Annotated in this window: 14 protein-coding genes and 1 pseudogene; 8 read left to right on the forward strand and 7 right to left on the reverse strand. The window is 39.1% G+C overall.

Translation table 11 applies throughout. From position 1 onward, the window contains the following. The 4 genes and pseudogenes from CD118_RS03320 to CD118_RS12190 all read right to left on the reverse strand — a co-directional run. Window positions 1–563 (reverse strand): annotated as a pseudogene (locus CD118_RS03320) (hypothetical protein); the annotation flags it as partial. Between the two features lie 84 nt (window positions 564–647). Next, window positions 648–1,196: a hypothetical protein gene (locus CD118_RS11900; RefSeq protein ID WP_142380856.1), complete on the reverse strand. Its 549-nt coding sequence runs from the start codon at window positions 1,194–1,196 to the stop codon at window positions 648–650. Window positions 1,197–1,385: 189 nt separating this feature from the next. Further along, window positions 1,386–1,736: a hypothetical protein gene (locus tag CD118_RS12185; RefSeq protein ID WP_142380857.1), complete on the reverse strand. Its 351-nt coding sequence runs from the start codon at window positions 1,734–1,736 to the stop codon at window positions 1,386–1,388. A gap of 222 nt (window positions 1,737–1,958) precedes the next feature. Next, the gene (locus CD118_RS12190) at window positions 1,959–2,609 is read right to left on the reverse strand and encodes a hypothetical protein (protein WP_103356244.1); all 651 of its coding nucleotides are present in this window, start codon (window positions 2,607–2,609) and stop codon (window positions 1,959–1,961) included. Window positions 2,610–2,619: 10 nt separating this feature from the next. Here CD118_RS12190 and CD118_RS12095 point away from each other — a divergent pair, with 10 nt between their 5' ends. From CD118_RS12095 to gtfB, 8 genes are all read left to right on the forward strand, one after another. Then, window positions 2,620–4,935 carry an LPXTG cell wall anchor domain-containing protein gene (locus CD118_RS12095; protein WP_103356245.1) on the forward strand — a complete coding sequence of 772 codons (2,316 nt, stop codon included), beginning with the start codon at window positions 2,620–2,622 and terminating at the stop codon, window positions 4,933–4,935. A 106-nt stretch (window positions 4,936–5,041) separates the two neighbouring features. Continuing rightward, window positions 5,042–6,250 (forward strand): accessory Sec system protein translocase subunit SecY2, encoded by a 1,209-nt coding sequence (gene secY2 / locus CD118_RS03340; RefSeq protein ID WP_240621899.1) that lies wholly within the window; start codon window positions 5,042–5,044, stop codon window positions 6,248–6,250. Between the two features lie 10 nt (window positions 6,251–6,260). Beyond that, on the forward strand, window positions 6,261–7,811 hold the full coding sequence (gene asp1 / locus CD118_RS03345; RefSeq protein ID WP_103356247.1) for an accessory Sec system protein Asp1: 1,551 nt from the start codon (window positions 6,261–6,263) through the stop codon (window positions 7,809–7,811). After that, window positions 7,801–9,348: an accessory Sec system protein Asp2 gene (gene asp2 / locus CD118_RS03350; protein WP_103356248.1), complete on the forward strand. Its 1,548-nt coding sequence runs from the start codon at window positions 7,801–7,803 to the stop codon at window positions 9,346–9,348. The genes asp1 and asp2 overlap by 11 nt, the downstream gene beginning before the upstream one ends. Next, complete coding sequence (gene asp3 / locus CD118_RS03355) at window positions 9,332–10,243, forward strand: accessory Sec system protein Asp3 (RefSeq protein WP_060829320.1); 912 nt, start codon at window positions 9,332–9,334, stop codon at window positions 10,241–10,243. The genes asp2 and asp3 overlap by 17 nt, the downstream gene beginning before the upstream one ends. After that, entirely contained in the window at window positions 10,243–12,627 is a 2,385-nt protein-coding gene (gene secA2 / locus CD118_RS03360; RefSeq protein WP_103356277.1) for an accessory Sec system translocase SecA2, read from the forward strand. Before asp3 ends, secA2 begins: the two co-directional genes overlap by 1 nt. A 16-nt stretch (window positions 12,628–12,643) precedes the next feature. Beyond that, entirely contained in the window at window positions 12,644–14,152 is a 1,509-nt protein-coding gene (gtfA, locus tag CD118_RS03365) for an accessory Sec system glycosyltransferase GtfA (RefSeq protein WP_060829321.1), read from the forward strand. Then, window positions 14,145–15,494 carry an accessory Sec system glycosylation chaperone GtfB gene (gene gtfB / locus CD118_RS03370; protein WP_103356249.1) on the forward strand — a complete coding sequence of 450 codons (1,350 nt, stop codon included), beginning with the start codon at window positions 14,145–14,147 and terminating at the stop codon, window positions 15,492–15,494. Before gtfA ends, gtfB begins: the two co-directional genes overlap by 8 nt. A gap of 119 nt (window positions 15,495–15,613) precedes the next feature. Here the strand turns inward: gtfB and CD118_RS03375 are convergent, their stop codons facing one another. The 3 genes from CD118_RS03375 to fadE all read right to left on the reverse strand — a co-directional run bounded on the left by CD118_RS03375 (window position 15,614) and on the right by fadE (window position 20,380). Then, complete coding sequence (locus CD118_RS03375; RefSeq protein WP_103356250.1) at window positions 15,614–16,801, reverse strand: thiolase family protein; 1,188 nt, start codon at window positions 16,799–16,801, stop codon at window positions 15,614–15,616. A 24-nt stretch (window positions 16,802–16,825) separates the two neighbouring features. Continuing rightward, on the reverse strand, window positions 16,826–19,087 hold the full coding sequence (fadB, locus tag CD118_RS03380) for a 3-hydroxyacyl-CoA dehydrogenase/crotonase FadB (protein WP_103356251.1): 2,262 nt from the start codon (window positions 19,085–19,087) through the stop codon (window positions 16,826–16,828). 81 nt (window positions 19,088–19,168) lie between these two features. Further along, entirely contained in the window at window positions 19,169–20,380 is a 1,212-nt protein-coding gene (gene fadE / locus CD118_RS03385; protein ID WP_103356252.1) for an acyl-CoA dehydrogenase FadE, read from the reverse strand. Between the last annotated feature and the right edge of the window lie 6 nt (window positions 20,381–20,386).

Here is a 20,386-nt window from a genome sequence, read left to right on the forward strand (position 1 = left end):
GTTTCAAATTCAAATCGAGTAGCGAGCGAGTCAGCATCAACAAGTGACTCCGTATCAACATCAAATCGATTAGTTAGCGAGTCGACATCAGTGAGTGAATCAGCTTCTGCATCAGTAGCTAAGAGTGAATCAGCATCAACAAGCGAATCTGTATCAACATCAAATCGATTAGCGAGCGAGTCAACATCGACAAGTGAGTCCGACTCGGCATCAGTAGCTAATAGTGATTCAGTATCAACAAGTGAATCTGTGTCAAATTCAAATAGAGTAGCGAGCGAGTCGACGTCAACAAGTGCATCAACGTCAGTAAGTGAATCAGATTCAACATCTGTATCTAATAGTGATTCAGCATCAACAAGTGAATCGGTTTCAAATTCAAATAGAGTAGCGAGTGAGTCGACATCGACAAGTGACTCCGTATCAACATCAAATCGATTAGTTAGCGAGTCGACATCAGTAAGTGATTCAAACTCAGAATCAGTGGCTAATAGTGATTCCGTGTCTACGAGCGAATCGGTTTCAAATTCAAATCGAGTAGCAAGTGAGTCAACTTCTACAAGCACATCGACGTCAGTGAGTGACTCTGCTTCAATATCAGCAGTTAAGAGTGATTCAGTGTCAACGAGTGAATCAGATTCAACATCAAATCAAGTAGTGAGCGAGTCAACTTCAACAAGCACATCAAAAGCGGTGAGTGAATCAGATTCAACATCTGTATCTAATAGTGATTCAGCATCAACAAGTGAATCGGAATCAAATTCGAACAGAATAGCAAGTGAGTCTACTTCTACAAGCACATCAACGTCAGTAAGTGACTCAGCATCAACATCAGTGGCTAAGAGCGAATCGGTATCAACAAGCGATTCTGTTTCAAATTCAAATCGAGTAGCGAGTGAATCGACATCGACAAGCGATTCAACATCAGTGAGTGATTCAAATTCCGCATCAGTGGCTAATAGTGATTCCGTATCAACAAGCGAATCGGTTTCAAATTCAAATCGAGTAGCAAGCGAGTCGACGTCAACAAGTGAATCAACGTCGGTGAGTAAATCAGCTTCCGAGTCAGTAGTTAAGAGTGCGTCGACATCGACAAGTGAATCGGAATCAAATTCGAATCGAGTAGCAAGTGAGTCAACATCAACAAGTGCATCAACATCAGTGAGTGAATCAGCTTCCGTATCAGCAGCTAAGAGCACATCAACATCAGCAAGCGAATCGGTTTCAAATTCAAATCGATTAGAGAGCGAGTCAACATCGACAAGTGAGTCCGACTCGGCATCAGTAGCTAATAGTGATTCAGTATCAACAAGTGAATCTGTTTCAAATTCAAATAGAGTAGCGAGTGAGTCAACATCAGCAAGTGAATCAGACTCTGCATCAACAGCTCAGAGTGCATCGATTTCGACAAGTGACTCAACTTCAGTAAGTGAGTCAGACTCTGCATCAGTGAACAAAGCATCAGTAAGTGCATCAACATCTGAATCAGCGAGCACGTCAACGTCGGTGAGTGCGTCAGCATCTGAGTCGACGAACAAAACAAGCGAATCAGCATCAACGAGCACATCGACATCAGTAAGTGCATCAGCATCTGAATCAGTGAACAAAGCATCAGAAAGTACATCAACATCAATAAGTACATCTGAATCTGAATCGGCAAGCAAATCAAGCGGATCAACTTCTACAAGTGCATCAACATCGGTGAGTGAATCAGATTCCACATCAGTAGCTAAGAGCAATTCAGCGTCAACAAGTGAGTCAGTTTCTACATCGAATCAAGTAGCAAGCGAGTCCGAATCAACGAGCACATCGACATCAGTAAGTGCATCAGACTCTGAATCGGCAAGCAAATCAAGCGGATCAGCTTCAGTAAGCACATCAACATCGGTAAGTGAATCAGACTCTGCATCAGCAGTTAAGAGTGCATCGGTATCAACAAGTGAATCTGTATCAAATTCAGCTCAAGTAGCAAGCGAGTCGACATCAACAAGAACATCAGCATCAGAAAGTGCGTCAGCATCTGAGTCGGCGAATAAAGCAAGCGATTCAGTATCAGCGAGCACGTCGACATCAGTGAGTACTTCGACATCTGAATCGGCAAACAAAGCAAGTGAGTCGACATCAACAAGTACGTCAACGTCGGTGAGTGTGTCAACATCTGAATCAGTGAACAAAGCGAGCGAATCAGTATCAGTAAGCACATCAACATCAGAAAGTGCTTCGACATCTGAGTCGGCGAATAAAGCAAGCGCGTCAGCGTCCGTAAGTGAATTAACATCTGAATCAGCGAGTACGTCAACGTCGGTGAGTGTGTCAACATCTGAATCAGTAAACAAAGCGAGCGAATCCGTTTCAGTAAGCACATTGACATCAGTGAGCACATCAACGTCGGTGAGTGCGTCAACATCTGAATCGGCGAACAAAGCAAGCGGATTAGCGTCAGCGAGCACGTCAACGTCAGTAAGTGCGTCAGCATCTGAGTCGACGAACAAAGCAAGCGCGTCAGCGTCCGTAAGTGCATCAACATCTGAATCAGCGAGCACGTCAACGTCGGAAAGTGCATCAGCATCTGAGTCTGTAAATAAAGCAAGCGGATCAGCTTCAGAAAGCACATCAACATCGATGAGTGAGTCAACATCCGAATCAGTGAACAGAGCGAGCGAGTCAGCATCGACTTCAGCTCAAGTAGCAAGCGAATCAGCATCAACGAGCACATCGACATCAGTAAGTGCACCAACATCTGAGTCGGCAAACAAAGCGAGTGAAACTGCTTCAGTAAGTACTTCAACGTCAGTGAGTGCTTCGACATCTGAATCAGTGAACAAAGCGAGCGAATCAGCATCAGCAAGCACGTCAGCATCTGAATCTGCGACACATGTGATGACTTCAACAGGCAAATCATTAACAATAGATTTACCAATCGGTGTAATTAGTGAATCAATGAGTACGTCAACGTCTGATAAACTTCCTACTAATGTATCTGAGTTAATCAGTGAGTCTGTAAGTGTATCAACAAGCCAATCTACCGTTGATTCTATGTCAAACGCGTCTAGCGTGAGTCTTAAAGATCAACAATCATTGTCAGCTTCACGTTTGACTAGTGCGTCGATGCGTGCTATGAGCAGTAGTTCAACAAGTACATCCGCTTCTGATTCACAATCAACAGCGATGTCTACAAATCTTGAACTTAAGTCCACTGAACAGTTGAGTGAATCGACAAGTGTATCAGAGCGTAGTTCGTTAAGTCATGCTATGAGTGAGTCTGAATCAATGAGCATGTCAGCAGATCAATCTAATGAAACTGTTGCAACAATGAGTCAGTCTGCAAGTGCAGATAAGAGCACGTCAATCAGCACTTCAACTAGCAATTTGGCATCAATGGCTGCTTCTGAGTATGAAGCAAACTCTGTTTCAACATTAACAAGTGAATCGATGAATGCTTCTCTAAGTGATTCATTGTTTGCACAAATGTCAGAAAAACAATCATTGGCAGAATCTCAATCAGAAAGTGCGTCAGCAAGCACATCAGAATCGAATTCAAAAGTAGATGCTGATAAAACAAGTGTATCCACAAGCGTTTCTGAATTTGGTTTACAAATCCAATCATTATCAGTGAGTGCGTCAACAAGCGTGTCATTGATGTTTAATGACATCAGAAGTCTTTCAGCTAGTGCATCGATGAGCACATCGTTATCAACAAGCGCAATTGAAAGCCACAAAAATCACACACCAAGTGAGATGGCTTCAGCTGAGTCAGCATCATTATCAGCAAGGACTTCGACAAGTGATTCAACAGTCGCTTCTACATCAGCAAGTCAATCGGGTGTATTGAGAGCTTCTGAACAAGCATCCATGAGCCAACGAGTATCTGAAAGTACTTCGATGAAAAATGCGTCATCTCAATCACAAATTGCGTCGAAATCAGAACAAGCATCATTATCTAAGTCAGCGCATCAGTCGGTACAACATTCGACAAGTGATTCAGCATTACTTTCCAAATCAGCAAGCCTTTCAGAATATGAAAAAGCTTCACAAAAAGCTGCAGAAAGTGCATCAACTTCTACTTCAATCGTAGAACAAGCATCAGCAAGTGCATCGATGAGTACAGCTTCAAGTGTATCGATTTCAGTATCGAACTCTGACAAAGCATCGTTAAGTCATTCAGTAGAAGAAGCACGTTTGAATAGTCAATCTATGAGTGCATCATTGAGTGAAATAGCAAGTGCGGAAGCTTCAACATCAACAGATGCATCATTGTCAGCAAGTGTAAATCAAGCTGTATCTGAAGCAGCGAGCGCGTCAACAAGTGCATCGTTGAGTACTTCAACAAGTACATCTGTATCAGAAGCAATGTCTGTAAATGCAGATGAAAGTGCGTCATTATCAGCATCTCGTCATATGAGTGATTCAGTAAGTATGTCTACAAGCGCATCAGATAGCTTGTCAACATACGAAAGTGTATCAATGAGCCTTTCTGTTAAAGAATCACAATCTATGAGTACATCAACGTCCGAAAGTGAATCAGCAAGTACGTCAATGAGTACATCAGTGTCAGAAAGCGAATCAACAAGTATGTCAATGAGCACATCAGTGTCCGAAAGTGGATCAACAAGTATGTCAATGAGTGCATCAATGTCAGAAAGTGGATCAGCAAGTATGTCGATGAGTACATCAATGTCTCAAACTTCATCTGATAGCGAATCGTCTGCTATGAATGCAATGACAAATGCGACACCTTCGATGGATGCGCAAACAATGCAATCATCAGACACGCAAACGCAACAAGCAAAAGCATCGGAACAAACATTACCAGATACGGGTCAAACAACATCACAAAGTGGCTTGTTTGCAGCGATTGCAGCAATGTTTGCAGGTCTTGGATTGTTAAAAAAATCTAAAAAAGATAAAGAGGATGATCACCAATCATCTGAACAATAAAAATAAGTTCAAACATGGTAGAAGGGGCTAGAACAATAAAGTCAAAGGGATAGCCCCTTTGACCCCATGTTTTATATAAAAGAGGGTTAATGTGAGAGGTAATATCATTAAACGTATTTTTAAACAATATGAATACAAAATTCTACACAAAAGAATACTGTTCACAATTCTTATTTTATTGATATACATATTAGGAGGCCATGTTCCAATCATCAGTGCACATGCAATGAAATATCAGGGCAATGGGTTTTATAGGCTAGCTGTTTCTAATATGGGTGGAGATATTTCAAGATTGAATGTTTTTTCACTTGGACTCGGTCCATGGTTAACAGCATTGCTTATTATTAGCTTATGGTCTTACAAAAACATTGAGAAATCGATGAGACAAACACGAGCGGAAAAGCATTTTAAAGAAAAGTTTCTGACTTTAATTTTGAGTATTGTGCAAGGCTGCTTTGTTTTAAATCAATTCGTTTATCATAGTCATTTAAAACAATCCAATGCATTGCTTTTATTATTAATTTTAATTGCGGGCTCAATGATGCTCGTTTGGCTTGCCGATCAAAATGTAAGAAATGGCGTTGCCGGGCCAATGCCAATCGTTATGTTAAGCATTGTGAGATCTATATTTAATCAGCATGGACCTAAATTAAATATAGAAACATACGAAATCATCATTGTCACTGTATTGATTGTGGCAGCATTATTTACTTTATTGCTGATTGAATTAATAGAATACCGAACAAAATATCAAGATATTTTGGATGTTTCAAAAGAAAATACGGTGAATTATTTAGCATGGAAACTCAATCCAGGTGGAAGTCTATCCATCATGATTAGTTTATCTGTCTTTCTACTATTAAATAGTACGTTAAATCTAGCACTGAGTTTGACGATAGGACAGACTGCCCATATTAAAATTTTTTCTTTCGATAATTATATCGGCATCAGTACGTATTTATTGATACAGATCGTATTAGGGTATTTTCTGTCACGATTAATGATTAATACGAAGCAAAACTCGAAAAACTTCTTAAAAAATGGAAACTATTTTATAGGTGTGCGGCCTGGAAAAGAGACATCCGCTTATCTCAATCGTATGGCTACAAGAATATGTTGGTTTGGAACGTTTATTGTTGGGATTATCATTGGCATACCGTTGTATTGCTCATTATTTATCCCACATTTGTCTCAACAAATATATTTAGCCGTACAATTGATTATTTTAGTTTATATTGCGATTAATATTGCAGATACATTTAGAACCTATCTCTATTTCGATAAGTATCAACATGTTTTAAAACAATATTGGTGAGGAGACAATTATGAAATGTTTTATCCCGGCTTGGTATAGCGATGAGAATTGGTGGCAAAGCCATGCCAAACCCATCTTTTTTAAAAAATCTAAAACAGAATTTGATGATTTAATCAGTCTGATGGGCATGCATCTTAAAAATGAGCAGCCATTTGTACTTGTGCTATTAAATTATAGTCCTGATTTACGTACGTTTTTACATCGACATGACTTGTTTGATGCACATTATTGGTCATTATTTGATGAGATTCAAGGTTTTAAACATCAAACGCCGCAATCTGTGGACTATCGACAGCTCAATTGGCCTGAAGAGACAGAATTTATATATATGCCATTTTATATTCGTGCAATCACTTCGGAGTTTCAGTATTCAAATATCTATTTTAGTCAAGAGGGCTATCTCATTTGGATTGAGACATATGAAAACGATGTGAAACGCCGACGTTATATTTTTGATGATCGCGGTTTTCTATCTAGTGTGATGATTTATGACGATAAAGGACAAGTTGATCATCAACTTTATATGACATTTGATGGTGACTGGGTGATGAAAGAAGATGGTGCTACTGGAAAAGTTGAAATTCATCACAAATATCAACCTCTTTTTAATCAAATCACTTATGCACATATGACCGACATTATTCATGAATGGTTCCAACGGTATATAGACCGTGCGGACACACCTATTGAAGCGGCGATTGTTGCATCGGATATACGCCACAATCATTTGGTTGCGGCACACATTCCATGTGAACAGCTCTGTTTTTCCATATTTCAAGGCAGAAAAAGTGCAGAGCCTGAAAATGAGTTTGCTTCAATTAAAAAAGGACGTTATTGGCTTGTAGATACTATTGATAATGAGGGACGTCTTTCGCATTATCAAAAGCAATTTCAAAGTGACAATCAAATGATGCGTATTACGCCTTTTGATGTTCAAGTTCATGCAAATATCAGTAGTCAGCTTCATGAAATGAAGATAGGTGTATGGATAGACGGGATTGATCCGTTACTATTCGAATGCACAATGGCGCAATTGAAAGTGGAAATGCAACAGCATCCACAAGTCCGTGTGGAATTGTTGAGTAAAACACATGATGTGATACCCTCATGGATTAATGAAACGATGCAGCATATCAATCGTGAATTGAGTGGAAATAATTCAACACCTGAAATGATTCGCGATATTGTAGGCGATGAAGCAATCGAATATGTTGTGTTGAAAAAAGTGCCTTTTGAAAATCAACTTGTTGAAGCAATTGCGACGATGCGACTCATTATTGATCTAAGTGACGAGCCAGATTTGTTTCTACAAATTTGTTCAATTGGGGCAGGTTTACCACAGATTAATCTTAACCCCACAGACTATGTACAACATGGTGTGAATGGCTATCTCCTTCATCATATTGATGATTTGGCGATTGCGACAGATTACTTCTTAAATCATTTAAAAAATTGGAACCATGCTTTTGCTTATTCGATGAAGTTAGCCAAACATTATGCATCTCATCAAATCGTCAAACAATTAGCGCATTGGATAGTGGGTGATGAAAATGGCGCGTAAATATAAAGTCTTACAAATAGGTGGTAATGATTTGTCATCACACTTTTTAACGAAAGAGGATGTTGTTTTTCAATTTTTAACAACCCGTGCGTTAGAAGATAAAGTGACATACGATGAATATTTGAATGATAAAGCATATGATCTTATTTTTGTACAAACTGCTTATTCACAACCTTTAATGAAGGCTTTACAAAATATCACTGCACCGTACAACACTTATATTGATCAACAATTTTGGGGCTCAAAATTTAAATCAGAGCCACTGGTTCGTGAACGGATGATTCGTCCATTTCAATATAAGACTTCGGAAGAATGTATTCATAAATTGTTAGCCTTATCGTTCTCAGGACAGTATGGGGATAAAATTGCGCCTCACACTTGTATCGTCAATTCAAGATTTAAAGGTGACGCATACTATGATGGAAGTCATGCGATTGTGCTCACTGGAGATTTTGGGGAAGACTTTAAGCCCATTTTATCGTGGCAAAATTATTTAGTTTATGATCGTGAGAAAGTGATTCAAATATGGCCTGAGTATACTGTCACAGGCCGTGTTGAAGTTTTATTTACGCTTCGATTATTGGATTTTGGGACAGCTGGAAAATTTAGTCGAGAATTTGTCTTAAAAGGTGAAGAACTAAAACGTCCTTTAGAGATACCAGTGGCAGATGAGAATGCGTATATTCTTATTACTGCAAAGGCGAAAGGAACCGGAACTTTACGGGTAGGTGCGATACACAAAAGATGGTCTCGAATGGAAATGGGGCAATGTATTTTAGGTGGAGAACGCTATGTCGATGAAAATCGAGAAGAGTTTCTTCATTATTTTGATCCCGGTGATTTGAAGCCGCCCCTCAATGTCTATTTCAGTGGTTATCGGACTGCCGAAGGGTTTGAAGGATTTTATATGATGCGTAAATTTAAAACGCCATTCCTACTGATCGCTGATCCGAGAGTAGAAGGAGGCGCATTTTATTTAGGCTCAAAGTCTTTTGAATCCAACATTATTAAAGTGATTCAAGATAAGTTGAAATTTCTTGGTTTTAAAGATGATGATTTAATCTTATCTGGGCTTTCTATGGGATCATTTGGCGCTTTATATTATGGCGCACAGTTAAAACCAGCAGCAATCGTTGTTGGAAAGCCGCTGGTGAATATTGGGACTATCGCTGAATGTATGCGTTTAAAACGACCTGAAGAATTTGGAACTGCGATTGACGTATTGATGAAGAATGAAAAAGCAATGGATGCGGATTCAATTCAAAGGCTCAACCGGAGATTTTGGAATGTTTTAGAGCAGTCGAATATTAAAGAGACCACCGTTGCTGTCTCGTATATGGAAGATGATGACTATGACATCGAAGCATTCAATATGCTGTTGCCACTTTTATCCCGTCAGCATATCCGTGTGATGAGCCGCAGTATACCGGGGCGACATAATGATGATTCTGAAACGATTACAAACTGGTTTGTTAATTTTTACAATATGATTCTTGAGAGTCGATTTGGGAGAGTGACACATGAAAGAAAAGGATAGTTTTAATATTCGATGGACACAAATCACGTCCAATACATTTATGTATGGGACACAATTTCGATTTCATGCGTCAGAGACAGTCTTTCAAAATGAATTAATGCCGTCTGGAATCGTCATTCACCAATGGGAAATGATGACAAATTTTCAGAAAGATAAAACGATACCCACGTTGCCAATTTTAAAGAAAGATCAGACTTATCATTTCAAATTTGATTATGATGTGGAGCCCTCACATGGCATTTATTTTAAAATCATTTTTAAACATCGAGATAACACGGTCTGTGATGTTCAAATTATTCTTGGACATGAAGCGGAAGTACGAATGCCACAACAGGCATTTAATTATGAACTTCAAATGATTAATGCTGCTTCAAAAGTTGTGAAATTTCGTCAAATTTGTATTAAAGAAGGAGAAGATGCGCAACTGGATAATCAACTATACATCAGTGATATCCAAAATAAAGTGTCACATCTCCCTATAGTGAATATCGTATTTGTCGAAAAAAATGGAGTCAGCAACAGTGCGCTTCGCCAGTTCCCGAACTGTATCACAGTGCACAATTGGGACGTAGCATCTATGGCGCAAGTGGTATCAAATTTGACGGCACGGATCAATGCGTTAGGAAAGCAATGTTCACTTCATTTCATAGGTTATCATTCACGTTCCAATGTAATGGCGTGTGTCATGACATCGCATATGAAAGGCACAGCATTTGTGACACAACGACCAAATCATGAGGAAATCGAAATGAATACTGATGTCGCGCATGTTGTCGTTTATCAAACGGAGAACCATTTGGATACTGGAGCATTTCAGTTAGTCGAACCGCTATTGAATCCAAGTCGACATCTTGCCATGTTACAAACTGCCAAGGTGTGTGGAGGTGAGCAATGATGCCAAATCGCATTCATGAAACAATTAACCAAGTCCGTTTAAAAAAGCTTAAAAAAATATTGAACCGGATTAATCGCTATCAAGAAGCATATCGTGCTTTACCCGATGAGGCACTTCAACAAAAAACAATGGAATTTAAAAAGAAATTAGAGCAAGGGCTAACATTGGATGACCTCTTGCCAGAAGCCTATGCAGTTGTGAGAGAAGCAAGCTGGCGCGTATTAGGAATGTTTCCTAAAGATGTCCAAGTTTTGGGTGCGATTGTTTTGCATGAAGGTAATATCGCAGAAATGCAAACGGGAGAAGGTAAGACGCTTACAGCAACGTTACCTTTGTACTTGAATGCATTGTCTGGAAAAGGGGCTTACCTTATTACGACCAATGATTATTTGGCTAAGCGCGATTTTCTAGAGATGCAACCATTATTTGAATGGTTAGGGATCACTATCGCTTTAGGCTTTGTTGAAGATCCAGACCATCAATATGAAAAGGGCGAAAAGCAAGCGATTTATAATCATGACATTATCTATACGACAGGTGGACGGCTTGGCTTTGATTATTTAATTGATAATTTAGCAGATAGTAAAGAAGGTAAATTCCTACCCAAACTGAATTACGGCATTATCGATGAAGTGGATTCTATTATTTTAGATTCTGCACAAACACCACTCGTCATTTCTGGTGCGCCTCGTCTTCAATCGAACTTGTTTAAGGTGGTCAAAACGTTTGTAGAAACGCTTGTGGAAAAGCAACATTTCGAAATGAAGAAAACAAAAAAAGAAATTTGGTTGACAGATCAAGGTATTGATGCGGCGAATGCATACTTTGGTATTGAAAATATTTTTGATGCCCCTTATTTCGATTTAGTGCGCAATATTAACTTGGCTTTAAGAGCACGACATTTGTTTGAAAATAACTTTGACTACTTTGTTTTTCAAGGTGACATCGTATTAATAGATCGCATTACTGGACGCATGATGCCAGGTACGAAACTTCAATCAGGCTTACATCAATCGTTAGAGGCGAAAGAAAATGTTGAAATCACGATGGATAGAAGTGTGATGGCGACCATTACTTTTCAAAATTTATTTAAGCAATTTAATGTTTTTTCAGGGATGTCCGCAACAAGCAAACTCGGTGAAAAAGAGTTTTTGGATTTATATACGAAAGTGGTCGTCCAAATTCCAACTGACAAGCCGATTCAGAGACAAGACTTTCCAGACCGCGTTTTTAGAAATGCCGAAGATAAAAATATCGCCATTATCGAACGGGTTCAAGCGCTTTATCAAGAACAACGTCCTGTCCTTGTGATTACACGTACTGCAGAAATGGCAGAATATTTTTCAAGTGCATTTTTTGACCTAGATATACCGAACAATTTGTTGATTGCACAAAATGTTGCGAAAGAAGCACAAATGATTGCAGAAGCGGGGCAGTTAAAAGCAGTCACCGTAGCAACCAGTATGGCTGGTCGTGGGACAGACATTAAATTGGCTGAAGGTGTGAAAGCATTAGGGGGCTTAGCGGTCATAATAAGTGAGCATATGGAAAATAGTCGTGTAGATCGTCAGTTAAGAGGCCGCTCAGGTAGACAAGGGGATCCTGGGACGTCTCAAATTTACATTTCCATTGATGATTATTTGGTTAAGCGATGGGGAGATACAAAGTCTTTAAACATGGACAAACTGATGGAAATGGATACCGATACGCTTCAAAATAGTCTTGTTTTTCAACGACGCATTAAAAAAATTGTGCAACGTGCCCAAAGGGTGTCAGAAGAACAAGGGACACAAACACGAGAGACGTCCAATGAATTTGAAAAAAGTATTAGCGCGCAACGTGAATTGATTTATGAAGAGCGGAATCACATTTTGAATATGACCAAAATAGAGCATCAGCAACTTGAAAGCATTGCGCATGAAGTGTTTACCACACTTGTTAAAAAAGCGACTGTGTCTGAAAGGATGCTCATTGATTATATTTATAAAAATTTAAGCTTTCAGTTTACAAGTGAAATATCAGCACTGAATTTAAATAACCCGAATGAGGTCATTCAATATTTAATGCAATTATTTCAAGAGCAATTGCAATATCAACAAGCGAAATTAAATACGTATTTGTACACACAATTTGTACAAAAGGCGATTTTAAAAGCAGTGGATAGTAATTGGATTAAACAGGTGGATCATTTACAAAAATTAAAATCAAGTGTGAATGCACGTCAAAACGGGAAACGTAATCCTATTTTTGAGTATCATCGTGTCGCGCTCGAATCATTTGAGTTGATGAGAGAAGCAATCAAAAAAGACATCGTGAAATACCTTTGTCAAAGTATTACAAGTTTTGATGAGAAGGGCCGATTAATCGTGCATTTTCCGAATTAGAAGAGGTGATTTCAAATTGACAATTTATAACATTAATTTTGGTATTGGGTGGGCGAGTAGCGGTGTCGAGTATGCACAAATGTATCGTGCCAAATTGCTACGAGAACTAAAAATGCCTTTAAAATTTGTATTTTTAGAATTTATGAGTTCTGAAAATATACAAACCCTTACAGAAAATATAGGTTTTAAAGATGAGGAAGTAATCTGGCTTTATCAGTATTTTACAGATATTAAAATCGCACCGACTTCTTATACTTTAGAAGATATTAAATCAAGCATACATGCCAATGTGGTGAAAGAAGAGCAAGAAGGTAAGGTCAGATGGCTGACGTTGGGACAAGGGGATAGCTATGTCACTTGTTATTTAAAAAATGAACATGAGGATATTGTTGATTTTGCTGAATTTGTTATTAATGGCAAGCTCGTACGCAAAGATTATTATAGTTATGTGCGAACTTTCTCAGAATATTATGCGCCTTATGACAATAAAGCGAAACTTTTTATGCGCCAATTTTACAATGAAGATGGTTCAGTAGCTTATACAGAATATATTGATGGTGGCACGCATATTTATGCGATGAAAGATGCAAAACTTTATACTAAAGAAGCGTTTGTAGCCTATTTCTTCCAAAAATTAAATTTAACAGCTGACGATATTGTGATTTTTGATCGCGCGACTGAAGTAGGTCAAGCTATGATGCAAAATAGTGGCGACAGTAAGTTAGGGGTTGTTGTACACGCGGAACATTTCAGTGAAAATGCGACGGACGAGCATCATATTTTGTGGAACAACTATTATGAATATCAATTTACAAACCATAAAGAGGTTGATTTTTATATTACTGCAACAGAACGTCAAAAAGATATTTTGGCTCAGCAATTTAAGAAATATTTAAATGCAACGCCTAAAATTTTCACAATCCCAGTAGGCTGCTTAGATCAACTGCGGAAGCCAAACAAAAAGCGTAAACCTTATTCAATGATTACAGCGTCAAGATTAGCTAGTGAGAAACATATTGATTGGCTCGTGCGTGCAGCGGTCATTGCTAAAAAAGAAGTACCGAAACTCACATTTGATATCTATGGTGAAGGTGGCGAAAGAGCGCAGATTCAAGATTTAATTCAAAGTCATCAAGCAGAAGATTATATTCGCTTGTTAGGTCACGTTAAATTAGACGATGTTTATGCAGATTATAAGCTATTTGCGGCAGCTTCTACGAGTGAAGGATTTGGTTTAACGTTGATGGAAGCGGTTGGCTCTGGTTTAGGAATGATCGGCTTTGATGTGAATTACGGCAATCCTACGTTTATTCGAGATGGAAAAAATGGATATCTTATTCCGATTGATGTCAAAGAAGAAGGCAATGAGGCGATTATTCAGCGTCTTGCGGATGCGATGGTGCAATACTTTAATCATGGACCTAAAAAGCCACACGATACCTCTTATCGAATTGCACGTCCTTACTTATTAGAAAATATTCAACAAAATTGGAAAGATTTAGTAGAAGAGGTGCAACATGGTTAATTTGTTCGAACATTTTGATAGTGAAACAAAAGCATTATATGATTCTTTAAGTTTAGCTGATGAACAAGCGCCAACAATTGTGCTGGAAGATGATGGTTTTTTGCCTGAAGGAATGATAACACCGTACCAATTTTTCGCGAACTATCGTGCACCTAAAAATGGACGTCCGCTTTATTTCAATGAAATTCCTGTCCCTAGATTTTGGGAAATAGAAGGGAATAATGAAGAAGCATGGGTTAAAGATATGAGTCAAAAACGTGCGATGATTCAATATAGACCGGGTGAAAAACGCCGTCATGTGAGTCATGTTGAATGGTTGAATCAGCAAGGAAAGTTACAGTATGTGGATCATTATACGCAACACGGTGTGCTTTTTGCACAAACGGTTTATGATTTAAATAGAAACATAATTTTTAGACGCTATTTTGATCAAGACGGTAAAGATGTAATTTATTACAATTTCTTAGCGCAATCTGTCGTATTAAATTGGAAAGGTGAGCAGTACCACTTTGAAAGTCATATCGCATTTTTAACCTTTTTCTTAGAAGCATTGGAGATTGACTTAAACCACTTTGTGGTGAACTCATTAGGAACGCCTTTCTCAGTGCTGTATTATCTTAATCATAGAGGGCAAGATGTCCTCTATTGGCAAGAACATTGTAAAGGAAATGTCCCAGGTAATATGGAGTTAATTTTTAATAACGATACAGGCCAAAGAGATTTCCAAATTGTAGTGACACATAAAGAGGAATATGAAGCAATTACTGAAGCGGTTAATGAAGATGCATGTTCAGTTATTCATGAGGGTGGTTATTTGTATCAATATGAAAAGGCGAACACATATCAACCCCAAATTCTCACAATGACAAACACCGATCAAATTCATCATATCGCTTCAATCATAGAGGCATGCCCATTTGCGACATTCCATGTTGGTGCGGTCACTGAGATGTCGTCGGTACTCACTCAACTTGAGCGTTATAAAAATGTTCGATTATATCAAGCGATTGAATTAAGTACAGTCGAGAAGTTATATCAAAAGTGCGACATTTATTTGGATATTAATGAAGGTGGCGAAATTATCGATGCAGTTCGTAAAGCCTTCAATTACGATATGCTGATTTTAGGCTATGCAGCTATTGCACATAATCGCACGTATACGGCACCTCAAAACTTATTCTCAAAAGAGGATGAAGCAGCAGAATTAAAACAAGCATTGCGCGATGTGCATTTGAAAAAGCGTTACTTTAAAGTACGCCAAAATTATCAAAAAACACATGCTAACGAAATCACAGTTAAACAATTTAAAACAATCCATCAATTGGCATACGGGCAAAAGTAATTGCTTAGGCGTATGCAATAAACAAACGGAGTCAGACTTTATGCGATTGATACGCATAGCTTGTCCTGACTCCGTTTTATTTTTGTGTTTTCGGCTTTCTCCAATGTGATGAATGTGCTTTATTCACGTACCATTTCAAAGATACCAGCAGCACCCATGCCGACACCAATACACATCGTCACCATGCCGTAACGTGTGTCTGGTCGTTTTTTCATTTCAGAGAGTAAACGTGCGGTAAGCATCGCACCCGTTGCACCGAGTGGATGGCCTAATGCAATGGCACCACCATTAACATTCGTTTTATCAGCACTGAGTCCTGTTTCTCGCATAGAAGCTAAAGTTTGTGCTGCAAAGGCTTCATTCAATTCAACTAAATCAATATCATCAATCGTTAAGTTGGCAGATTTTAACACTTCAGGAATGGCGTAAACAGGGCCGATACCCATAAGTTTTGGATCTACGCCGACTGCTTTAAAACTAACAAATCGGGCGATAGGTTTGACATTGAGCGCTTTTACTTTTTCCCCAGACATGACGACGACAAAGCCTGTTCCATCAGAAAGTGGTGCAGAAGTTGCGGCTGTGACTGTTCCGTCTGATTTAAATACGGTTGGTAGTTGGCGCAACGTTTCAACGTTCGTATCAGGGCGTATAAATTCATCTTGATCAAACGTTTCTACATGTACCTCTGGACCATCAGCATGATATTCAACCTTGTGAATATCGATAGGTATAATTTCATCTTCAAATTTACCCTCTCGTTGCGCACGTGCAGCACGTTGATGACTTTGTACGGCATAGGCATCTTGGTCTTCTCGAGAAACTTTATATGTTTGTGCAACATTCTCGGCTGTAAGTCCCATAGGAGTTGAAACACCTACATTTTGATCCTCTAAGATGGGGTTGTTGGTCGGTTCATTGCCCCCCATAGGTACAGTACTCATCAGTTCTACGCCACCAGCGACAATAATATCCCCTTGTCCGGCTATAATCTGATTGGCTGCGAGCGCAATTGTTTGTAATCCAGATGAGCAATACCGATTGACGGTTTGACCAGGTACGGACTCCGGTAGACCTGCTCTTAATGCAATTGTTCTGGCGATGTTTTGACCTTGTAAACCTTCTGGAAAAGCATTTCCGACAATGACATCATCTACCATATCAAAGCGAAATTGGCCGCTAACCCGTTTTAAGACGCCTGATAAAACTTGAGCTGCTACTTCATCAGGTCTTTCGTGAAACATAGCACCGTTTTTTGATTTTGCTGCTGCCGACCGTCCGTATGCGACAATATAGGCTTCACGCATATTCATCATCCTTTCTCAACAAACTTAGTTTCTTAAAGGCTTCCCATTTTTTAACATATAACTGATACGGTCATATGTTGGTTCTGATTTTAAAAGTGCAATAAAATGTTGTTTTTCCAGTTTTTGCATATAGCGTTGATTGATATAAGTGTTGCGCGGTAAGTTTCCGCCCGACAGTACTGTTGCAATACGTACCGCGATATTATAGTCATGATCACTAATAAAATGGCCCTCACGTTGTGCGTCAAGTTGACCTTTAGCTAAGGCGAGAAAATCTTGACCTAACGCAATGTATTGACGCTTAGGTTCAGGTCTGTAATGTGCATCAGCCTCGAATTGTGCCCGTTTTAAAGCGACTTCTACACGTCGATCTTGATTGAAAATAATGCTGTCTGTCGGTTTTAAAAAGCCATAACGGCGTGCTTCAAAGGCATTGGTAGAAACTTTAGCAAGACCAATTGTTTGTAACAGTTGTAACATAGATGCTTGTTTATCATTAAACAGGTGGTCAGTTTGGAAAATACGTCCAGCCAATTCAGCAAGGCCTCCGCCACTTGGTAATAAACCTACGCCTGCCTCCACTAAGCCGATATATGTTTCACTGCTCGCGACGACAAATGGAGAATGAAGCACCAGTTCACAACCTCCGCCTAATGCCCGGCCTTGAACCGCAGTCACAATAGGTTTCGTACTATATTTTAAGCGATTGAAACTTGAATGAAGCTTTTCGATTGCAGGTGCGACCCATTCTTCTACTTTTTGAGCTTCATGTGCTTCTTTCATCGCATAGAGATTAGCGCCTACACTAAAGTGGGGTCCTTCTGCGTAGATCACCATACTTGAGTAGGCTTCGTTTTCTAATATGTCAATTGCTTCGACCAAATCATCATTAAAGTCATCAGTGATAACGTTATTTTTACTTTGCAGTTTAAATAAAAGTTGATGTCTGTTAACAATCGCTAATTGTGAATCCTCACGATTCCAAATGACTTCATCAATTATTTCTGAAACAGGTGTCACATGTGCAATCGTTTCGTCCTCTTGGTAGAAACCTTCTTCATGTGCTTCAATCCACTCTGGCAAGTCACCCAGTTCAGATTGTAGCCGTGCTTTCACACGCTCAAAGCCCATTAAATCCCAAAGCTGAAATGGGCCGAGTTTCCAGTTGAATCCCCATACAATAGCGCGATCGATATCACGGAAATCACTAGTGGCGTAAGGGACATTAATCGCAGCATAATAGAAATTGTTACGCAACGTTTCCCATAAAAATAGTCCGGCAGGGTCTTTCGCATTAAAGATGACATCTAAATTGTGCGCTAAGTCTTTGTTAAATTCTGCCAATATTGGGAGTTGAGGCGCTTCAACTTGAATATAATCTTGTTGTTTTGAATCGTAAACAAGTCTTTGATGCTGCTTTTTATCTTTCTTATAAAAGCCTTGCTTCGTTTTTCGACCCAGTGCGCCCGCTTCATAGAGTTGATTGACTAAAGTGACATCTTTGAAATAGGGTTTTTCTTTTTCTGATTGTTGCATACCACGCGTTACGGAAACGGCAATGTCCAACCCAACTAAGTCAGACAATGCATAAGTGCCTGTTTTTGGACGCCCGATAATCTGTCCTGTGAGAGTATCCACTTCAGGGATAGATAAATTTTGTTGTTCTGCGCGATACATAATATCATTCATCGTTTGTGTGCCGACACGGTTTGCGACAAATCCGGGTACATCATTCACGACAATGACGCCTTTACCTAAGACCTCTTCAGTGAAAGTATGCATCTCATCAATAATCTCTCTACGTGTTTGTTGATTTGGTATTAATTCGACCAATTTCATAATACGAGGTGGGTTAAAGAAGTGTAATCCCATAAAACGCGCTTTGTCTGCGTCATTAAAAACTTTTGAGATAGCCTCAATCGGTATTCCTGATGTGTTCGTTGCAAAGTAAGCATGATTAGGTGCAGACTGTGCGACGCTTTTCCATATCTCGTGTTTAACGCTTAAGTCTTCTTTAACAGCTTCTAAATACAAGTCAGCATCATCATTTTCTAAGTCATCGTTAAAGTTGCCATAAGAAAGATTTGAAGCAAAATCTAAATCGAATAACAACGGTTTCTTAGGGTGTGTGATTCGTTCATATGCTGCTTTAGAAATTTGATTGGGATCGGATTCGTCTAATACGATATCTAATAATTTAACTTTTAATCCTGCATTGACTAATACTGCGGCTAATTGTGCGCCCATTGTACCAGCACCAAGAATTGTAACTTTTCTGATCGTCATCATCATTCCTCCATTTCTAAGCAATTTCAAACTTAATTGATATGACATTGTGTGATAGATGGATTTTGAAGCATAAGCGATTTAAATAAATGCAGAAGTTCCCGTTAATGCGCGGCCAATGACCAGGGCATTAATCTCATGTGTCCCTTCGTACGTGTACATGGCTTCAGCGTCTGAGAAAAAGCGTGCAATGTCATAAGTGTCTGCTAAAATACCATTGCCTCCAGTTATCCCGCGCCCCATCGCTACGGACTCTCGAAGTCGTAACGTATTCATCATTTTGGCTGTGGATGTTGCGACCTCATCATATTCACCATTTTCTTGCATACGTGCCAGCTGTGCGCACATCGCCATCGCATGTGTGAGATTACCTTGAATCATCGCCAGTTTCTCTTGAACAAGTTGAAATTGACTAATTGATTTTCCGAATTGTTGACGTTCTTTTACATAGTCGAGTGTGGCGCGCAATGTCCCAGCAAGCGCGCCGGTAGCCATATATGAGACGCCTGCGCGTGTAGAGTAAAGAATTTTAGCGATATCTTTAAAGCTTGTAATGTTTTGTAAACGGTCAGACTCTTTCACCGTCACTTGATTAAGGTGGATAAGTGCATTAGGGACAATACGTAAGGCAATTTTATTTTCTAAGATTTCAATGTCGACGCCTTCTTGATCAGGTGTCACAATAAAGCAATGCGGCTTTCCTGTAGCTTTATTAATCGCAAATACAGGGATGACATCTGAAACATGTGCGCCACCAATCCACTTTTTAGCACCATTTAATACCCACTCATCACCACGTTGCTCAGCGACAGTTTCTAAACCACCCGCAACGTCAGAACCGTGATCAGGTTCAGTTAACGCAAAACAAGTTCTCAGTTCATGAGACTGTAATTTAGGAACATATTTGGCCACTTGTTCTTTGCTACCACCAAATAAAAACGTATTATGACCTAATCCTTGATGTACCCCTAATAAAGTAGCAAGTGAAACATCGAAGCGTGCAATTGTGTAAGACATGAAAAATTGGAACAGTTGGCTTGGTGTTTTTGCATTTTCACGATCTTTAAAGAGTAGGGGATGACTAAAATAATTCAAGTCACCGATGTCTTTAAAATAATCTTCTGGAACAGTTGCATTGACCCAATGTTGATTAATGTCTTTACGGTATTTGCTTTCTAACAGATGATTGAGCTCTTCAAGTAATGTTAATTCGCCATTGGTTAACATTTTGGAAATGCTTAAAATATCTTCAGGGTAAAGTTTTTTCAATCTTGCTTCTTTTTCAGTAGTCATTTGACA

The sequence above is a fragment of the Staphylococcus coagulans genome, assembly GCF_002901995.1.
GTDB lineage: Bacteria > Bacillota > Bacilli > Staphylococcales > Staphylococcaceae > Staphylococcus > Staphylococcus coagulans.

What these genes read in the sequence shown, in the direction of transcription:
- asp2 (WP_103356248.1), top strand. Translation starts at nt 7,801, where the DNA reads ATGGCGCGTAAATATAAAGTCTTACAAATAGGTGGTAATGATTTGTCA.
- fadB (WP_103356251.1), bottom strand. Translation starts at nt 19,087, where the DNA reads ATGACGATCAGAAAAGTTACAATTCTTGGTGCTGGTACAATGGGCGCA.
- CD118_RS03375 (WP_103356250.1), bottom strand. Translation starts at nt 16,801, where the DNA reads ATGCGTGAAGCCTATATTGTCGCATACGGACGGTCGGCAGCAGCAAAA.
- CD118_RS12095 (WP_103356245.1), top strand. Translation starts at nt 2,620, where the DNA reads ATGAGTGAGTCAACATCCGAATCAGTGAACAGAGCGAGCGAGTCAGCA.
- asp3 (WP_060829320.1), top strand. Translation starts at nt 9,332, where the DNA reads ATGAAAGAAAAGGATAGTTTTAATATTCGATGGACACAAATCACGTCC.
- secA2 (WP_103356277.1), top strand. Translation starts at nt 10,243, where the DNA reads ATGCCAAATCGCATTCATGAAACAATTAACCAAGTCCGTTTAAAAAAG.
- fadE (WP_103356252.1), bottom strand. Translation starts at nt 20,380, where the DNA reads ATGACTACTGAAAAAGAAGCAAGATTGAAAAAACTTTACCCTGAAGAT.
- asp1 (WP_103356247.1), top strand. Translation starts at nt 6,261, where the DNA reads ATGAAATGTTTTATCCCGGCTTGGTATAGCGATGAGAATTGGTGGCAA.
- gtfB (WP_103356249.1), top strand. Translation starts at nt 14,145, where the DNA reads ATGGTTAATTTGTTCGAACATTTTGATAGTGAAACAAAAGCATTATAT.